Raw genomic sequence first — 15789 nt, 5'->3', positions numbered from 1 at the left:
GCACACCTTACTTTAACCATCGCGCCGCATCTTTGGCATGGTAGGTCAAAATCAAGTCTGCACCAGCGCGTTTAAACCCAGTTAAAGTTTCCATAACCACGCGCTCTTCATCAATCCAACCGTTGAGAGCCGCAGCTTTCACCATCGCATACTCACCAGAAACATTGTAAGCCGCAACTGGTAAGTTACTTGCTTCCTTTACCCGCCAGATAATATCCATGTATGCCAAGGCTGGCTTAACCATCAGCATATCAGCACCTTCGGCGATATCCAATTCAATCTCTTTAATTGCTTCGCGGGCGTTACCAGGGTCCATTTGGTAAGTTCTTCTGTCGCCAAATTGCGGTGTCGAGTCTGCTGCATCCCGAAATGGGCCATAATAACCCGAAGCATATTTAGCAGCATAAGACAAAATCGGCGTATCTTGAAATCCTGCTTCATCCAAACCCACGCGAATTGCTTGCACAAACCCATCCATCATTCCCGAAGGCGCGATGATATCGGCACCGGCTTTCGCTTGGGAAACTGCTGTTTTCTTCAACAATTCCAGAGTTGGGTCATTTAGAACTCGTCCTGTTAAATCACCAACTTGCAGATAACCACAATGACCGTGACTGGTGTACTCACACAAACAAGTATCAGCAATTACAATTAAATCTGGCACTGCTGCTTTTACGGCAGTTGCTGCTTTTTGGACGATACCGCAATCATGCCAAGCACCAGTGGCATCCACATCTTTATCAGCTGGGATACCAAATAGAATAATAGAAGGAATTCCTAAGTCGTAAACTTCTTTTGCTTCTTCAACTATTTTATCTACCGAAAGTTGGTAGACTCCGGGCATGGATTTCACCTCGTTAGCGATTCCCTCACCTGGTACAGCAAATAGTGGGTAGATTAAATCGCTTGTTGTCAAAACAGTTTCACGAACCATCCGGCGCAGTTGAGGATGAGTACGCAGACGACGGGGGCGGTGTGTAGGAAACATAAAATTTTATGAAGAAATACAACGCAGATGGACACAAAAGAAAGCGTCACAAAAGCAGGCTAAAATTTTCCTGCCGTCAGACAGACTACAAACAGTGCTTAACTGTCCTTTGCCCTACTCTTAATCAAGTTGTGGGGCAATTTTGTATTCTACAGCTTGGTTGCACCTATCCGACGGACTGGAAAAAAAACAACATAGGAAGCAATTCAAAATTCAAAATGGTAAGACCATCTGTTGGCAAAATGCTGGCGATTGGTTGTGTGTAAATTCAAGGATCAACAGCTTAGTAACCAATAACTGACAATGCCCAATCCTCAGAAATTCGTGCTAGAAAACTCGGAAAATATAGGGATAACGGAAGGGTATATCAGGATTGCTGAAAACTCCGATGAGCGCCCAAATTGTTAATCCCCAATGCAATAGATATCCCAGACCGGCTAGTGGCCCCAGCAATAATAGAGGTAATACTAACCAACCGAATAGAAAAAACAGTACTCCGAGAATCCCTCCATAAAACCAGACATTAAAGTGGAAATTGATGGATTCTTTAGCGTTTTCTTTAACAACAGGATCGTCAGATACGAGCAGTATGGCAATAGGTATACCCACAGATACCAGTGTTGTGCTGAAAAAAATGGCTCCATGCGACAAGGCAGATAGAAGCTTTCGCTTGTCTGTGTCGTACATTCCTTTCTCCTATTTAGTCAGATTGTTGGTTATACTACGACCCTATCACGAGCATCGTTGTCTTAAGATTAAAAGACTTGCCAGAGTCAAAAAAATTAAGCTAGCTAACAAACAAATACACTTATGTCTACTGAACTTCAGTCTGAACTTATTCAAGCAGTTGAACTTCGCCGCAACTTTGCGATTATTTCTCACCCTGATGCGGGTAAAACTACACTAACAGAAAAACTACTCCTGTACGGAGGTGCAATTCACGAAGCTGGGGCCGTTAAGGCGCGACGAGCACAGCGCAAGGCTACCTCTGACTGGATGGCGATGGAACAACAAAGGGGTATTTCTATTACCTCCACCGTGTTGCAATTTGAATACCAGAATTGTCAAATAAATTTATTAGACACTCCTGGACACCAAGATTTCAGTGAAGATACTTATCGCACTCTCGCCGCTGCCGATAATGCCGTGATGTTAATTGATGCGGCAAAAGGTTTGGAACCCCAAACCCGCAAATTGTTTGAAGTGTGTAAGTTGCGGGGTATCCCGATTTTTACATTTATCAACAAGCTCGATCGCCCAGGAAGGGAACCTCTGGAACTGTTGGATGAAATTGAGCAAGAATTGGGATTGCAAACCTATGCGGTAAACTGGCCAATTGGGATGGGCGATCGCTTTAAAGGTGTTTTTGACCGACACAAGCAACAAATACACCTGTTTGAACGCAGCGCCCACGGCAGCCGAGAAGCCCGTGATACGATAGTGGAGTTAGGTGATCCGAGAATAGAAGAACAGCTAGAACAAGACCTCTACTACCAACTGAAAAATGATCTAGAACTGTTAGAAGGAGTTGGGCCAGAGCTAGATTTACAGTTAGTACACGAAGGCAAAATGACGCCTGTGTTCTTTGGTAGCGCCATGACTAACTTTGGGGTAGAGTTATTCCTCAAGTATTTCCTCGACTATGCCCTCAAACCCGGTTCTCATTACAGCAGTGTTGGCGAAGTTGCTCCTACATACCCAGAATTTTCGGGGTTTGTCTTCAAACTGCAAGCGAACATGGACCCGAAGCACCGCGATCGCGTCGCATTTATCCGGGTCTGCACTGGTAAGTTTGAAAAAGATATGATGGTGAATCACGCCCGCATTGGTAAACTCATCCGTCTGTCTCGCCCGCAAAAACTCTTTGCCCAAGAGCGGGAATCGATTGATGTGGCTTATCCTGGCGATGTGATCGGTTTGAACAATCCTGGTGTTTTTGCGATCGGGGATACAATTTACACGGGACAAAAGCTCGAATATGAGGGAATTCCGTATTTTTCGCCGGAACTGTTTGCGTCTCTGAGGAATCCCAACCCCTCGAAATCTAAACAATTCCAAAAAGGCGTTGCGGAATTGCGAGAAGAAGGTGCTGTGCAAATTATGTATTCAACTGATGAAGCCAAGCGCGATCCAATTTTGGCGGCGGTGGGTCAGTTGCAATTCGAGGTGGTGCAGTTTCGCTTACAAAATGAGTATGGTGTAGAAACTCTACTAGAGTTATTGCCCTACAGTGTCGCCCGTTGGGTTGAGGGTGGTTGGGAAGCATTAGAAAAAGTGGGACGGATATTCAATACCACTACAGTTAAAGACAGTATGGGACGCCCAGTGTTGCTATTCCGCAATGAATGGAATTGTCAACAGTTATTGGGCGACCATCCAGAGTTAAAATTAAGCGCGATCGCTCCAGTATTTTCTAGTCAACAACCAGTGGAGGAATAATTCACTTGACAAGCAAAACTTGAGCGCGGTTGATTTCCACGGCATCCGAGGTTCGCGCTTCTGCACAAACGTGGATCACTTAGAAGAGATTGGAGTGCCAGAATTTGTATGCCTTCACATGCCAAATCGTCTTTGGAGGCTGGTTTAGTTGCCCTCAAGCAGGGAAATTACCAAACAGCGATCGCTCAACTAGAACCTATTGCTAGCAGCCAAAGCAATGCCACCGCTAGCTTACAAGCCCAGGTTGGTTTAGTGATGGCTTATGCACGTATTGGCGAAGCCTCCAAAGCGATCGCTATTTCCCAAAATCTCATTGAGAGTAACAATCCGCAAGTTCAAGAGTGGGCAACACGCGCTCTCGAACACCTGACAAAACGTAAAAAACCTGAGCAAGAATCAAAAAAAGTCGAAACTGGATTTGTTGCCTTTGAGAATTCAACCCCAGATCCAACTCCAGATTCTCCCCCAGTTACTCCTACATTAGAGGAAAAGCCAAAAGATCAAGTAATAGAAACCAAGAACAACGACACCCCAGCGATGGTGCCACTAGCTAGACTTAAAGCTACAGTAGCGACACCACCACCACCACCTGCGCCCCTAAGTGGGTTCATGGGTTCAGTTACCCGCACCCAAGCCAAATTATTCGGTGTTATTTATTGGCGACAAGCACAACGTGCTAGAGCATGGCAACCACTACGTAAACCGAAATTAATTCCTTTGCGGCTACTGTCAGCAGGAACATTCATCGCCCTGTTTTGCGTGATACGAGAAATACTCAACTTAGCATTGGGATTCATCAACCAGACTTTAGTCAAACTACCTTATCTGGAACCATTACAGCTTTTATACCGCGACCCTACTAAATTGTTGCTAATAGTATTGCTGATTTTGATCGGAGTATCACCTTGGTTGCTGGATCTGCTGCTGGCGAACTTGTATGGTCAGCGAGAATTTTCCAAAGATGTATTGAATACCCATAGCCGTGAAGCCGTTCGGGTGCTACAACGTTGTTGCCAACAGCGGCATTGGCCGTTACCCAAACTGCGGATTTTACCAATGGCTGCACCAATTATCCTGACATACGGTAGTTTACCACGTAATGCCAGGATTGTTGTGAGTCAAGGGCTATTAGAGCAACTAGCAGATGATGAAATCGCCACTATTTACGCCACGCAACTAGGGCATATTGCTCACTGGGATTTTGCTGTAATGTCTTTGTTGCTGCTGATGACACTACCAATTTATAAGCTATATCAGCAAGTGTCGGAGTTGGGAGACAAAATATCAGCGAGAATTTGGCGCTGGCCGGTGACAATTCTGGCTAGTCTCGTTTATGGAGTTTGGTGTTTGCTGACTGGGACTGGATTGTGGTTGTCGCGGTTGCGGCTTTATTATAGCGATCGCATCGCCGCTGAAATTACTGGTAATCCCAATGCGCTGATTCGTGCCTTACTTAAAATTGCCATTGGCATTGCAGCTGATATCCAAAAAGAGGAAGAGACCAGTTGGCAACTGGAAAGCTTAAATCTCCTGACACCAGTCAGCTACCAACAGAGTTTATCTTTAGGCACTATTGCCAGCAATCTATCTTTTGAATCCTTTTTGAAGTGGGATACTGCCAATCCCTATCGCCGATGGTTTACGATTAATAATAGCCATCCTTTGATGGGCGATCGCATCGAACGCCTCTGCCAAATAGCACGTCACTGGCATCTAGATACCGAACTACATTTTGCAAGCGTTCCATCAAAGGTTAAGCGTCAGTCTTTCTTATTACAAATCGCTCCTTGGTTGGGAATTCCTCTAGGAGTTCTGTTTGCAGCTTTGGTCTGGCTAACCTGGCAACTAGCATTCACACTCAAGTTTTTAAATCTAAAGTGGATATATGAAGATTGGTCTTTCATTACAGGCTGCCTTCTGATTGGCTTTAGCATCGGTACAGTGATGCGGATTAATTCTTTCTTCCCGGATATTAAACCTGCCACTGTGCAAACTGACGACAGCTTACCCAACCTGTTATCTGACCCTTCTGCCTTACCCATTGACAGCGTCAGCGTGCGACTTGTGGGCAAACTGTTAGGTCGTCAAGGCACTAGCAACTCCCTAGCGCAAGATTTAATCTTTCAATCCAGCGCGGGTTTGGTGAAGTTACACCATATTTCTTGGCTAGGACAGTCAGTCAATCACCAGGATCTAATCGGTCGGCAAATTATCGTCACAGGTTGGTTCCGGCGAGGAGCAACACCTTGGATCGATATCCAAACCCTGGAAACTCAAAGTGGTAAAACCATTCATAGCCCTCATCCCATTTGGTCTACTTTTTTGGCAGTTGCAGCACAGGCTTGGGGTGCATACGTTTTTCTCACTGGTTAGTCATTTGTCATTAGCAAAGGACAAAGGAAAAATCGGAATGTAAACAAAAGTTGCAGGTTTTCTTTACAAGTGTTACATTTATTTACACAAACTAAAGCAGCCGAGGTAACTAAGCATCACCGCTTAGTTATGAATCTGGATGCTTTTTTCCCTGCTCCATACCTTTTATCCTCCCAACACAGCAGCAAATTAACCAGCCAGTGGCTGGTTTTTGTTTCAAAATATGCTACCTTGCATAAAAAAATGTGTTTTATGTTACGATGCAGTAATACTAACGTCGGAAATGTATGCGCTAAACTAGCTACGTAGAAAATACCGTGGTAATGTAAGGAATGGTATTTGATTCTGCGAAAAAGGGCATGGAAAAAAGCGTGTACTTTAGCAGGCAATAGGCTATTAAATTTACAATTCTTAGAATTAAGGTGTTATTAGCTCACTATAGTGTGAGCCTTTGGATTAAACAAGCTTGATCCCGACGAAAAACTGTATTGTTGTATAGGTTGACAGTTTCGAGCAAAAAAATTGGTTGATGGCAGTCTTGGTCAATAGCATCTATTTAAAAGCCAAAGCTAAGTGATTGTTTTCTCGCCTTGCCATGTTCATTCAACTCTGGAGGTATAGTTCATGTCCGTTCGCCTATATATAGGTAATTTGCCTAAAGATGAAATAGATCGTCAAGATCTGCAAGCAGTTTTTGCAGCAGAAGGTGATGCTGTAACTACTAAATTAATTAAAGACCGCAAAACTGGCAAATGCCGTGGTTTCGGTTTTCTTACGGTCAATAACGACGAACAAGCTGACGAAATTATTGAAAAGTATAATGGTCAGATGTTCAAAGACACTCCCATTAAGCTAGAGAAGGCATTACCTCGGACAAAGGGTGAAGAGGGCGACGAGCAAGCTCCTAAACCAGTTAGTCTTGCTAGTAGTACCCCGGCTCCTACCCCCAACAGAGAAGGTAGCCGTCGTGAGAAAAGCTCTAAGAAGCCTCGTCGTGGCGGCGGTGGCGGCGGCGGTTCTCGTGAAAATAGCACCACAACTACCGATTCAGACGCTATTCGTCCAGATCCTCGTTGGGCTTCGGAATTAGAAAAGCTGAAGCAGATGCTAGCGGCACAAACTACGAATTAATCTGTAAGGGAGAGAAATTAAAAATTAAAAATCAGAATTTTTTTTTGATTTTTAATTTTTAATTGTCGATTATTATCTAGCTGCTTAGTTAAAATCTACTTGCAGCTAATTTTGTAAGTGTAATTGCATCGCCACTAGTCAGTACTAAGGCGTACCTTGTCCAGGCTAACTGAAACGGAAATCATTAGTTTCAATGTTGGTCTGTTTGAAGAATGTCTGCTAAAAAACAATATCGCTTCGCGCTGTTTCGTTTTACGAACTGAGACTACAGACTGCGGCTTACTCCAAAGGAAAGAAGGTAATTTTCCATAAAGGTGTTTGGAGAATGAGTTGGGCGATGCCTACGGCAAGCTAGTCCTATGCAAAAATTGCTAAAATAGAAAGTAGTACATCTGAACGATTCTAATTAATCAATTAGCTCTAGCATTCAATTAAAGTGTGCCAACAGCCTAGCTTCCAGAAAATCTGGATTTCAGTCAATAGAAAAGGCTGTAATGCATCTCCTCTAGATTACAAGAGTCATTGCATTAAACGACACATAAATTTCACGCATTCCCCATACTTACGTAATAGCAGCAAGTCTATACTGATAGAATTAGAACTTTTATAGAGTTGCTATTAAAGCCTGCTTAGAAAAAAATTAAGTTTTTGTGACTGAACGCATTAAAAAACCTAACTGATGTGAATGCGATCGCAGTAATTGTCTGGATTTGACAAATTATAGTCAATAATGGCTATTATGGCTGGCTGATATGCCAAGGTGAATGGAAGGCGCGTAGGCGCAGCCCGCTGTAGGCATCGCTCTAAAGATAATCTACACTCAAGGAGATACCGATCGTTTTCAGCTTCTGTTATGTCCTCAACTCTAGATTCTTTGCCACCTGCGCTCGCTAAAATTGTCCAGCGCTTTCAACGCGCTTCCGAACCGAAGCGACGCTACGAACAGCTAATCTGGTACGCTCAGAAGCTCAATGAGTTCCCAGAAGCTGATAAATTACCCGAAAATAAAGTTCCTGGTTGCGTGTCTCAAGTTTATATCACAGCAGCCTTGGATGACGGTAAGGTTGTGTTTCAAGGCGATTCCGATTCCCAGTTAACCAAAGGATTAGTCGGGCTTCTAGTTGAAGGATTACATGGACTAACGCCAACTGAGATTGTCCAACTTACTCCAGATTTTATTCAAGCAACAGGTTTAAACGTTAGCCTGACACCTTCCCGTGCTAATGGGTTTTACAACATTTTTAAAACCATGCAAAAAAAAGCATTGGAATGTAAGTTAGATTTGCCTAACTAAACTTGGTTATTAGTCATTGGTCATTAGTCATTAGTCATTTGTTATTTCCAAAAGACAATTGACTAATGAAAAATAACATACAACTACCAAAATTCAGTCTCATGTCAACCAATCTATTATCTACCCCTGCTGCGATTGGCTTTGGTGGAGTAGTTCAAGAATATCTCTGGAATTGGGAAAATCAGCAATTGCGCGTTGTTTATGAAACCCTCGGTAAAGGTTCACCGCTATTGCTACTACCAGCTTTCAGCACTGTTTCGACGCGTTTGGAAATGGGCGAACTTGCCAGGTTATTAGCTCCCCATTTTCAAGTTGTAGCTATAGACTGGCCTGGATTTGGACAATCTTCTCGCCCTAGTTTGAATTACAGACCGGAAATATATCAGCAATTTCTGGAAGATTTTGTCAAAGCTGTTTTCAATACTCCCATTACTGTGGTAGCGGCTGGTCATGCTGCTAGTTACGTTTTACAATTAGCTGTCAAACAACCTGCTACTTTCTCACGGATTTTGTTGTTAGCTCCTACTTGGCGTGGGCCTTTGCCGACAATGGGGGCAAGTCAAAAGATAGCTGGCTTTGTGAGAGAATTGGTGCGATTGCCTATACTTGGTCAAGCTCTCTACAAACTCAACACTACCCAATCTTTCTTAAGTTTTATGTACCGCCGTCATGTCTTTACTGACGCGGCTAAAATTACACCCAGTTTCATTGAGAAGAAGTGGCACACGACTCAACAACCAGGAGCGCGATTTGCATCTGCTGCCTTTGTAACTGGTAATCTCGATGCTGTACGCGAACAATCTGATTTTTTAGAACTTGTACAGTCTTTAACCGTACCGCTCATGGTAGTAATTGGAGAATCCAGCCCCCCTAAATCACGAGAAGAAATGAACGCTTTGGTAGCCTTACCAGGAGTGAGAAGCGTTGTTATACCTGGTTCTCTGGGACTGCATGAAGAATACCCAGCAGTTGTCTTAGAAACAGTTCAAGATTTTTTGTTCTCTTCAGAAAATTAAATCCTCACTTCTTCATCAAAGTATAATTTTCTTGTTTTCGATAATGATTATCATAGCTTCTCCGAGATTGTCAAGGTACTAACCTGCGGCTTTCGAGAAGTCTATAGATGACTTTTGCGGCTACTGTACGAGTTCTCCAAAAGAGTACCCGCAGCGTGGGTCGGCTTGTATGCAATATTCCTATCAGCCTACGCCAACTTGTGAATATTTATTACTTATTACAGATGCATAAAAATAAAATGTTTCTTGATTAAAATATGTGATTATTTTGCTGAAATCCAAAATAACAGCAAGTTCGCACAAAAATATAAAAAGATTTATCATAGGCGATAATGATTATCCATAAGGTGAGACAAGAGGAATTTAGAGTATGGTGGCTGACGTAATCAACAATTCAGTTCCCGTTACTGTTCTGACTGGCTATTTGGGAGCAGGTAAAACGACTCTACTCAATCACATCCTCACCTACGAACACGGCAAAAAAGTTGCTGTGATTGTCAATGAATTTGGGGAAGTGGGTATTGATAATCAATTGATTATCGATGCAGATGAAGAAATATTTGAAATGAACAATGGCTGTATCTGTTGTACAGTGCGTGGCGATTTAATTCGTATCATTGGCAATTTGATGAAGCGGCGCGATAAATTTGACCATTTAGTCATTGAAACAACTGGATTAGCCGATCCAGCACCAGTGATTCAGACATTTTTTGTAGATGAAGATTTGCAAAGTCAAATATCTTTAGATGCGGTAGTGACAGTGGTAGACGCCAAGCATATTTGGCAGCACTGGGATGCAGACGAAGCACAAGAACAGATTGCCTTTGCTGATGTAATTTTACTTAATAAAACTGATTTAGTAGCGCCAGAAGAGTTGAATGAATTAGAAAAACGGATTCGGGCGATGAATGCGATCGCAAAAATCTACCGTACTCAAAATTCTGAACTAGGAATGGATGCTTTATTAGGTGTAAAAGCCTTTGATTTAGACCGTGCATTAGAAATTGATCCAGATTTCTTAGGCGAAGATGCCCACGTACACGATGAAACCGTCTTTTCTGTGGCCTTAGTAGAAGCAGGTGCAGTCAATGGAGAAAAATTAAACGCTTGGATTTCCGAGTTACTGCGTACCCAAGGCCCAGATATTTTTCGGATGAAAGGCATTTTAAATATTGCTGGAGAAGATAATCGATTTGTATTCCAAGGAGTACACATGATATTTGATGGCAAACCAGATCGCCCTTGGAAACCCAGTGAAACCCCCAAAAACGAACTAGTTTTCATCGGTCGCAACCTTGATGCAGACCAACTCAAGCAAGATTTTCTCGCTTGTTTAGCGTAAATAAAAAGTTAGGAGTTAGGAGTTATGAGTGATGAGTTAAAAATTCCTAACTTTTAACTCCTAACTTCTAACTCTTCACTCCTGTAGAAAATTATGAACTCCACACCCAGCAAATCTAAGGAATTTGAACAACACTATTCGGGGACACTTTCAGATTATGTAACTGCGATCGCTTGGTCGCCACAAGGTAAAACTTTAGCAGCAACTTCCGCTGCCGGGGAAGTAGTTCAGTGGAATGATGGCGAACTCACAACCTTACAAACTGCTAACGGTAAATCAGTAGACTGTCTCGCCTTTTCGCCCGATGGCAAATTTTTAGCCGTTGGTGGACAAGATGGACAGGTGAAAATTTGGCGCGACACTGAATTAATCGCCACCTTGGAAAATGCTCCTGCATGGGTTGACAAGTTAGCTTGGAATTACACCAGTAACCAACTCGCTTTTAGTTTGGGGCGTTATGTCCAAGTCTGGGATGCAGATACTCATGAAATTGTCGTAACGCTGAATTTCGACAACTCTTCAGTATTGGGTATAGATTGGCGCATTGACGGACAATACTTAGCCATTAGTGGTTATAAGGGAGTCAAAATTTGGCATAGTCAAAACTGGGATGAAGAACCATACAGCTTAAATATGACTACTGTCAGTTTAGCTATGGCTTGGTCGCCCGATGGCAAATTTCTGGCTTCTGGCAACATGGATCGTAGTGTTACCGTTTTGGAATGGAACAATCCCGACCCTTGGGTGATGCGTGGTTTCCCTGGAAAAATTCGCCAATTAGCATGGTCAGAAGCTATTACGAAAGTGGGTGCGCCAATACTGGCATCTTCTAGCGTTGAAGGTATTGTGGTGTGGGAAAAGCTAGAGGATGATACTTTAGGTTGGGAAGCGCGAGTTTTAACAAATCATGTGGGTGTGATCAATGCGATCGCTTTTGCACCTAAAAGCTTCCTTCTCGCTTCTGCTGCTGCTGACGGCTGGTTATGTTTGTGGAACCAAGCCAAGGAAGTATCCCAAATTATCACAGGTGTCTCAGCAGGATTTTCCACTCTAGCTTGGCATCCCCAAGGTAAGTTACTGGCCGCAGGCGGTGAGCAGGGCGAATTACTTGTATGGTCAAAGATTTTGCGGGGTCAAGGATTCGGGCGTAGTTAAGCAATACTCACTAATTAAAGTTGAACCTCGGCAATTTATTGGCTATGCTGTATCAGCAAAGGTATCTTTGTGTAAATTATGAACATTGTCAAACTGATTTTACTTGCCTGTCCCGCACTTTTGACATTTATGCTGCTGGTAGTCAATCCAGCAAACGCATCCACTCTGAAATCTGTTTATGCTACCCAAATGATGACGGTAGTATCTACACAACAAATTCCTGAGCTGGCAAGACCAAACTTGATTCAAACATCTAATCCGATTATTGATCAACTTGGTTGCAATTGTGCCAACTGTGTTCAGTCTAAATTTCAGTCGCTACAAGGCAAGCTGCCATCAGTCGGTTTTTAATAAAGTTAGGAGTTATAAATATTGTCGGGGCACAGCGTTGCTGTGCCCTTATTAATTTTATAAGCTTTTTGTCCGTGGCGATCGCATCGGTTGCGGCATAATTATTTATGATATTCGCTAAAGGTGACGCCTAAAAAACGAGGTAGGAAAGCTGTTAGGTGAATTCCTAAATACTGAGAAAGCTGCTGGTAAGCCAGTCAAGTTGATGCAATTGCCATCTACACCCAAGCTGTTAAGCTCTTGTTAAAAGAGCTAGTCCGGGGATTAGAAAACTTGCTAGAGTGAACAGAGTTAGCCTTAATGTCTAATCGCCAAAACCTATACATCTCATGGATTTTGCTAATATTGCATCCCAGCTAAACGCTGGAACGATTTTGCCAGAGGGGATTGTTATTCTCACCCTCTTGGGGGTTTTGATTGTTGATTTGATTTTGGGGCGTACATCCGCGCGCTGGATTGGATATCTAGCGATCGCAGGTTTATTTGCTTCGATTGTCGCCCTATATTTTCAATGGGACGCTCCTAATCCCATCGGTTTTACCGGTAGTTTTAATGCTGATGACCTGAGTATCGTCTTTCGCGGTATTATTGCCTTGTCTGCGATCGCGACTATACTGATGTCAATTCGCTACGTTGAGCAGAGCGGCACCGCTTTAGCCGAATTCATCGCGATTTTGCTGAGTGCTACTTTAGGAGGGATGTTTTTATCCGGGGCTAGTGAGTTGGTGATGATTTTCATCTCCCTAGAAACCCTGAGTATTTCCTCTTACTTGTTAACAGGTTATACCAAGCGTGACCCCCGTTCCAATGAAGCAGCGCTGAAGTACTTGTTAATTGGAGCTTCCAGTACGGCAATATTTTTGTACGGTGTATCACTGCTGTATGGGCTATCTGGAGGACAAACTGAATTAAGTGCGATCGCTAATGGCATTGCCACAGCTAAAGTCGGACAATCTTTAGGTTTAGTGATTGCCCTGGTTTTTGCGATCGCAGGTATTGGCTTTAAAATCTCCGCTGCACCCTTCCACCAGTGGACACCAGACGTTTACGAAGGCGCTCCCACCCCAGTCATCGCCTTTTTGTCTGTCGGTTCCAAAGCAGCTGGGTTTGCCCTAGCCATTCGCTTGCTGACAACAGCCTTCCCCCTTGTTGCTGACGAGTGGAGGTTTGTCTTCACGGCTCTGGCCGTTCTCAGCATGATTTTGGGTAACGTAGTCGCCCTAGCCCAAACCAGCATGAAACGGATGCTAGCTTATTCATCCATTGCCCAAGCTGGGTTTGTAATGATTGGCTTGATTGCTGGTACACAGGCTGGCTATGCCAGTATGATATTTTACCTACTGGTTTACCTATTCATGAACCTGTGCGGCTTTACCTGCATCATCCTGTTCTCACTACGGACGGGAACCGACCAGATTGCCGAATACTCTGGTTTATATCAAAAAGACCCACTCCTAACACTGGCGTTGAGTATCTCCCTGCTTTCCTTGGGTGGTATTCCACCATTAGCTGGGTTTTTCGGCAAGATTTACTTATTCTGGGCTGGTTGGCAAGCAGGTCTTTATTGGTTAGTCTTGCTGGGCTTAGTTACCACCGTCGTCTCCATCTACTACTACATTCGCGTAGTTAAGATGATGGTAGTCAAAGAACCCCATGAAATGTCCGACGCGGTGAAAAATTATCCACAAGTGCGTTGGGATTTGCCTGGGATGAGACCTTTGCAGGTCGGGTTGGTGGTAACATTCATTGCCACTTCTATAGCAGGGATTTTGTCAAATCCACTGTTTACATTGGCTAACGATTCCATTTCCCATACCCCAATTTTGCAAGCAACAATCAACAGTAATGTAAAAGCACAAAATCCACTGCTTTTACCAAAGTTAGATTCGGTTAGTCAGTCTCAACCCTCAGTTGATTCTACAGCTAAGATTTAATAACCCGAGTCTTGACCAAACTTTGTACTCAAAAATACGCCTGTTTGCTAATCAGCAGACAGGCGTATGTCATATTTTTTAACTTAAAATAAAATCTACAATTTATATTTAAATATACTTGGTTTAAGGTTTGATTATCGCTAACCATCCTTAAAAATGAGGAGATTAAGCTACCTTTAAAAAAGAGAAACTTTGGGTAGATTCCGGAGCAAAATATTACTAATATCAAATGTATTGCTCTAAATAAAACTATTACTAATAGATAATAGGTATCTGAATTTTTGGCAAAAATACTCAAGAAGTAATTAAATTTTATGAGACTGAGCTAACAGGAATCTTAATTACAAATTCTGCACCTTCTCCTGGAACAGAAAAACAGCTAAGTTCTCCATTATGTTTTTCAACTATAATTTGATAGCTTATAGATAGCCCTAGTCCAGTACCTTTGCCCACAGTTTTAGTGGTAAAAAATGGATCAAATAGCTTTGAACGAACTTGTTCATTTATCCCCAAACCATTATCAGAAATACTAACGGCTATCCATTTTTCATCAATTAAGTCAGTTTTAATTTGAATTTGGGGATTATTCTTTGTCAGTTTTTGATTATCAGTAGTTTGTGAATTGACTGCCGACCACTTACCATTGTTCGCCGAGACCTCCAGTGCATCTATCGCATTAGCAAGAATATTCATAAACACTTGGTTGAGTTGACCAGGGTAGCAAGTTACATTCGGCAATTGGCTATATTTTTTGATAACCTTAATTTCTGAGTACTCATGCCTAGCTTGCAGGCGATGCTCCAAAATCATTAAAGTACTATCAATTCCTTCATGGATATTAACTTGCTTAAGTTCTGCTTCATCCAGCCTAGAAAAGTTACGTAGAGATTTAACAATTTCCTGAATACGTTCTGTTCCCACTGTCATTGACTGGAAGAGTTTAGTTATATCTTGAATCAGAAAATCTAAGTCTATTTCTTCTACTTGCTCTTGGATTTCTGGAGGAGTATTTGGACAAACTTGTTGATAAATTTGCACCAATTTCAGTAAATCCTGAGTGTATTTATGGGCGTGGTGAAGGTTACCAAAAATAAAACTCACTGGGTTATTAATTTCATGGGCGATACCAGCGACCATCTGACCTAAACTAGACATTTTCTCAGCTTGGATAAGCTGAGTTTGGGTAAGTTGTAGTTCGTTTAGCGTTTCTTGTAAAGCAGTTGTACGTTCCTCAACCCGAATTTCTAGCTCTTGATTAGCTTTCCAGAGCGCTTCCTCCGCTTGTTTACGTTTCTGAACTTCTTTTGCTAACTCATCGATTTTTTCGTTTAAGAGAACGAAATTATTGGTGGCTACAACTCTATTTTCCAAGCGTAAGAGAATTAAAGCTGAAGATTCAGGAGACCAAGGTTGAATAACGGCTCCTTGACTACGACATATTAACGTTTGTCCATCATTCTTTCGTAAAGTCAAGGAGCCAATAACCATTGCCCTGCTACTTGAACAAGCTTGCAGGTAATTGACAACATCGTTGGTAGATTCAGTTACAAGTTCAAAGAGCATTCTTCCTCGCAGTTCCTGACGGCGTAACCCTAACATATCCGCTACTGGTTGATTGGTAGCTAACAATTCACCCTTTCCACTCACCAGGAGTAAAGGTTCTGGTAAAACTCTGGCAAGTTCAAGAAATTGTTCAGGAGTCATGGGGCTTCCAATTTCAAGGTTCGGCTCTACTTTACATATCTGCACTAAGCTTATATCCTGGA

The 15789-nt window shown here is 42.6% G+C and carries 12 protein-coding genes; 9 read left to right on the top strand and 3 right to left on the bottom strand.

Annotated elements, in window-relative coordinates:
* Nucleotides 1-7 precede the first annotated feature (7 nt).
* A complete protein-coding gene (gene hemB, locus RM347_RS02440; protein ID WP_322717919.1) occupies nucleotides 8-988 on the bottom strand; it encodes a porphobilinogen synthase in 981 nt (326 codons plus the stop codon).
* A 327-nt stretch (nucleotides 989-1315) separates the two neighbouring features.
* The gene (locus RM347_RS02435; protein WP_322717917.1) at nucleotides 1316-1675 is read right to left on the bottom strand and encodes a DUF4870 domain-containing protein; all 360 of its coding nucleotides are present in this window, start codon (nucleotides 1673-1675) and stop codon (nucleotides 1316-1318) included.
* Nucleotides 1676-1798: 123 nt separating this feature from the next.
* On the opposite strand from RM347_RS02435, the gene prfC reads away from it, so the two are divergent.
* From prfC to RM347_RS02390, 9 genes are all read left to right on the top strand, one after another.
* Nucleotides 1799-3427, top strand: coding sequence for a peptide chain release factor 3 (gene prfC, locus RM347_RS02430; RefSeq protein ID WP_322717916.1), 1629 nt, complete (start codon nucleotides 1799-1801; stop codon nucleotides 3425-3427).
* A gap of 108 nt (nucleotides 3428-3535) precedes the next feature.
* Complete coding sequence (locus tag RM347_RS02425) at nucleotides 3536-5800, top strand: M48 family metalloprotease (RefSeq protein WP_322717915.1); 2265 nt, start codon at nucleotides 3536-3538, stop codon at nucleotides 5798-5800.
* A gap of 624 nt (nucleotides 5801-6424) precedes the next feature.
* Nucleotides 6425-6931: an RNA recognition motif domain-containing protein gene (locus tag RM347_RS02420; RefSeq protein WP_322717914.1), complete on the top strand. Its 507-nt coding sequence runs from the start codon at nucleotides 6425-6427 to the stop codon at nucleotides 6929-6931.
* Between the two features lie 853 nt (nucleotides 6932-7784).
* Nucleotides 7785-8225, top strand: a complete 441-nt coding sequence (locus RM347_RS02415) for a SufE family protein (protein WP_322717913.1) — start codon at nucleotides 7785-7787, stop codon at nucleotides 8223-8225.
* 101 nt (nucleotides 8226-8326) lie between these two features.
* Nucleotides 8327-9241, top strand: a complete 915-nt coding sequence (locus RM347_RS02410; RefSeq protein ID WP_322718142.1) for an alpha/beta fold hydrolase — start codon at nucleotides 8327-8329, stop codon at nucleotides 9239-9241.
* Nucleotides 9242-9611: 370 nt separating this feature from the next.
* Nucleotides 9612-10583 (top strand): CobW family GTP-binding protein, encoded by a 972-nt coding sequence (locus RM347_RS02405; protein ID WP_322717912.1) that lies wholly within the window; start codon nucleotides 9612-9614, stop codon nucleotides 10581-10583.
* Between the two features lie 93 nt (nucleotides 10584-10676).
* A complete protein-coding gene (locus tag RM347_RS02400; RefSeq protein ID WP_322717911.1) occupies nucleotides 10677-11738 on the top strand; it encodes a WD40 repeat domain-containing protein in 1062 nt (353 codons plus the stop codon).
* Nucleotides 11739-11816: 78 nt separating this feature from the next.
* Nucleotides 11817-12089, top strand: coding sequence for a hypothetical protein (locus tag RM347_RS02395; protein ID WP_322717910.1), 273 nt, complete (start codon nucleotides 11817-11819; stop codon nucleotides 12087-12089).
* A 329-nt stretch (nucleotides 12090-12418) separates the two neighbouring features.
* Entirely contained in the window at nucleotides 12419-14023 is a 1605-nt protein-coding gene (locus RM347_RS02390) for an NAD(P)H-quinone oxidoreductase subunit N (protein WP_322717909.1), read from the top strand.
* Between the two features lie 312 nt (nucleotides 14024-14335).
* Here the strand turns inward: RM347_RS02390 and RM347_RS02385 are convergent, their stop codons facing one another.
* Nucleotides 14336-15727, bottom strand: coding sequence for an ATP-binding protein (locus RM347_RS02385; RefSeq protein WP_322717908.1), 1392 nt, complete (start codon nucleotides 15725-15727; stop codon nucleotides 14336-14338).
* Nucleotides 15728-15789: the final 62 nt, after the last annotated feature.

Source organism: Nostoc sp. ChiQUE02 (genome assembly GCF_034531305.2).
Classification (GTDB): Bacteria; Cyanobacteriota; Cyanobacteriia; order Cyanobacteriales; family Nostocaceae; genus Nostoc.
The sequence above is the reverse complement of the archived record's forward strand: the minus strand, read 5'-3'. Positions and strand labels throughout refer to the sequence as shown.

Bases quoted from the DNA above. Each gene is read 5' to 3' on its own strand.
- RM347_RS02435 (WP_322717917.1), bottom strand. From the start codon at position 1,675: ATGTACGACACAGACAAGCGAAAGCTTCTATCTGCCTTGTCGCATGGA.
- hemB (WP_322717919.1), bottom strand. From the start codon at position 988: ATGTTTCCTACACACCGCCCCCGTCGTCTGCGTACTCATCCTCAACTG.
- RM347_RS02405 (WP_322717912.1), top strand. From the start codon at position 9,612: ATGGTGGCTGACGTAATCAACAATTCAGTTCCCGTTACTGTTCTGACT.
- RM347_RS02400 (WP_322717911.1), top strand. From the start codon at position 10,677: ATGAACTCCACACCCAGCAAATCTAAGGAATTTGAACAACACTATTCG.
- RM347_RS02385 (WP_322717908.1), bottom strand. From the start codon at position 15,727: ATGACTCCTGAACAATTTCTTGAACTTGCCAGAGTTTTACCAGAACCT.
- RM347_RS02415 (WP_322717913.1), top strand. From the start codon at position 7,785: ATGTCCTCAACTCTAGATTCTTTGCCACCTGCGCTCGCTAAAATTGTC.
- RM347_RS02420 (WP_322717914.1), top strand. From the start codon at position 6,425: ATGTCCGTTCGCCTATATATAGGTAATTTGCCTAAAGATGAAATAGAT.
- prfC (WP_322717916.1), top strand. From the start codon at position 1,799: ATGTCTACTGAACTTCAGTCTGAACTTATTCAAGCAGTTGAACTTCGC.
- RM347_RS02395 (WP_322717910.1), top strand. From the start codon at position 11,817: ATGAACATTGTCAAACTGATTTTACTTGCCTGTCCCGCACTTTTGACA.
- RM347_RS02390 (WP_322717909.1), top strand. From the start codon at position 12,419: ATGGATTTTGCTAATATTGCATCCCAGCTAAACGCTGGAACGATTTTG.
- RM347_RS02425 (WP_322717915.1), top strand. From the start codon at position 3,536: ATGCCTTCACATGCCAAATCGTCTTTGGAGGCTGGTTTAGTTGCCCTC.
- RM347_RS02410 (WP_322718142.1), top strand. From the start codon at position 8,327: ATGTCAACCAATCTATTATCTACCCCTGCTGCGATTGGCTTTGGTGGA.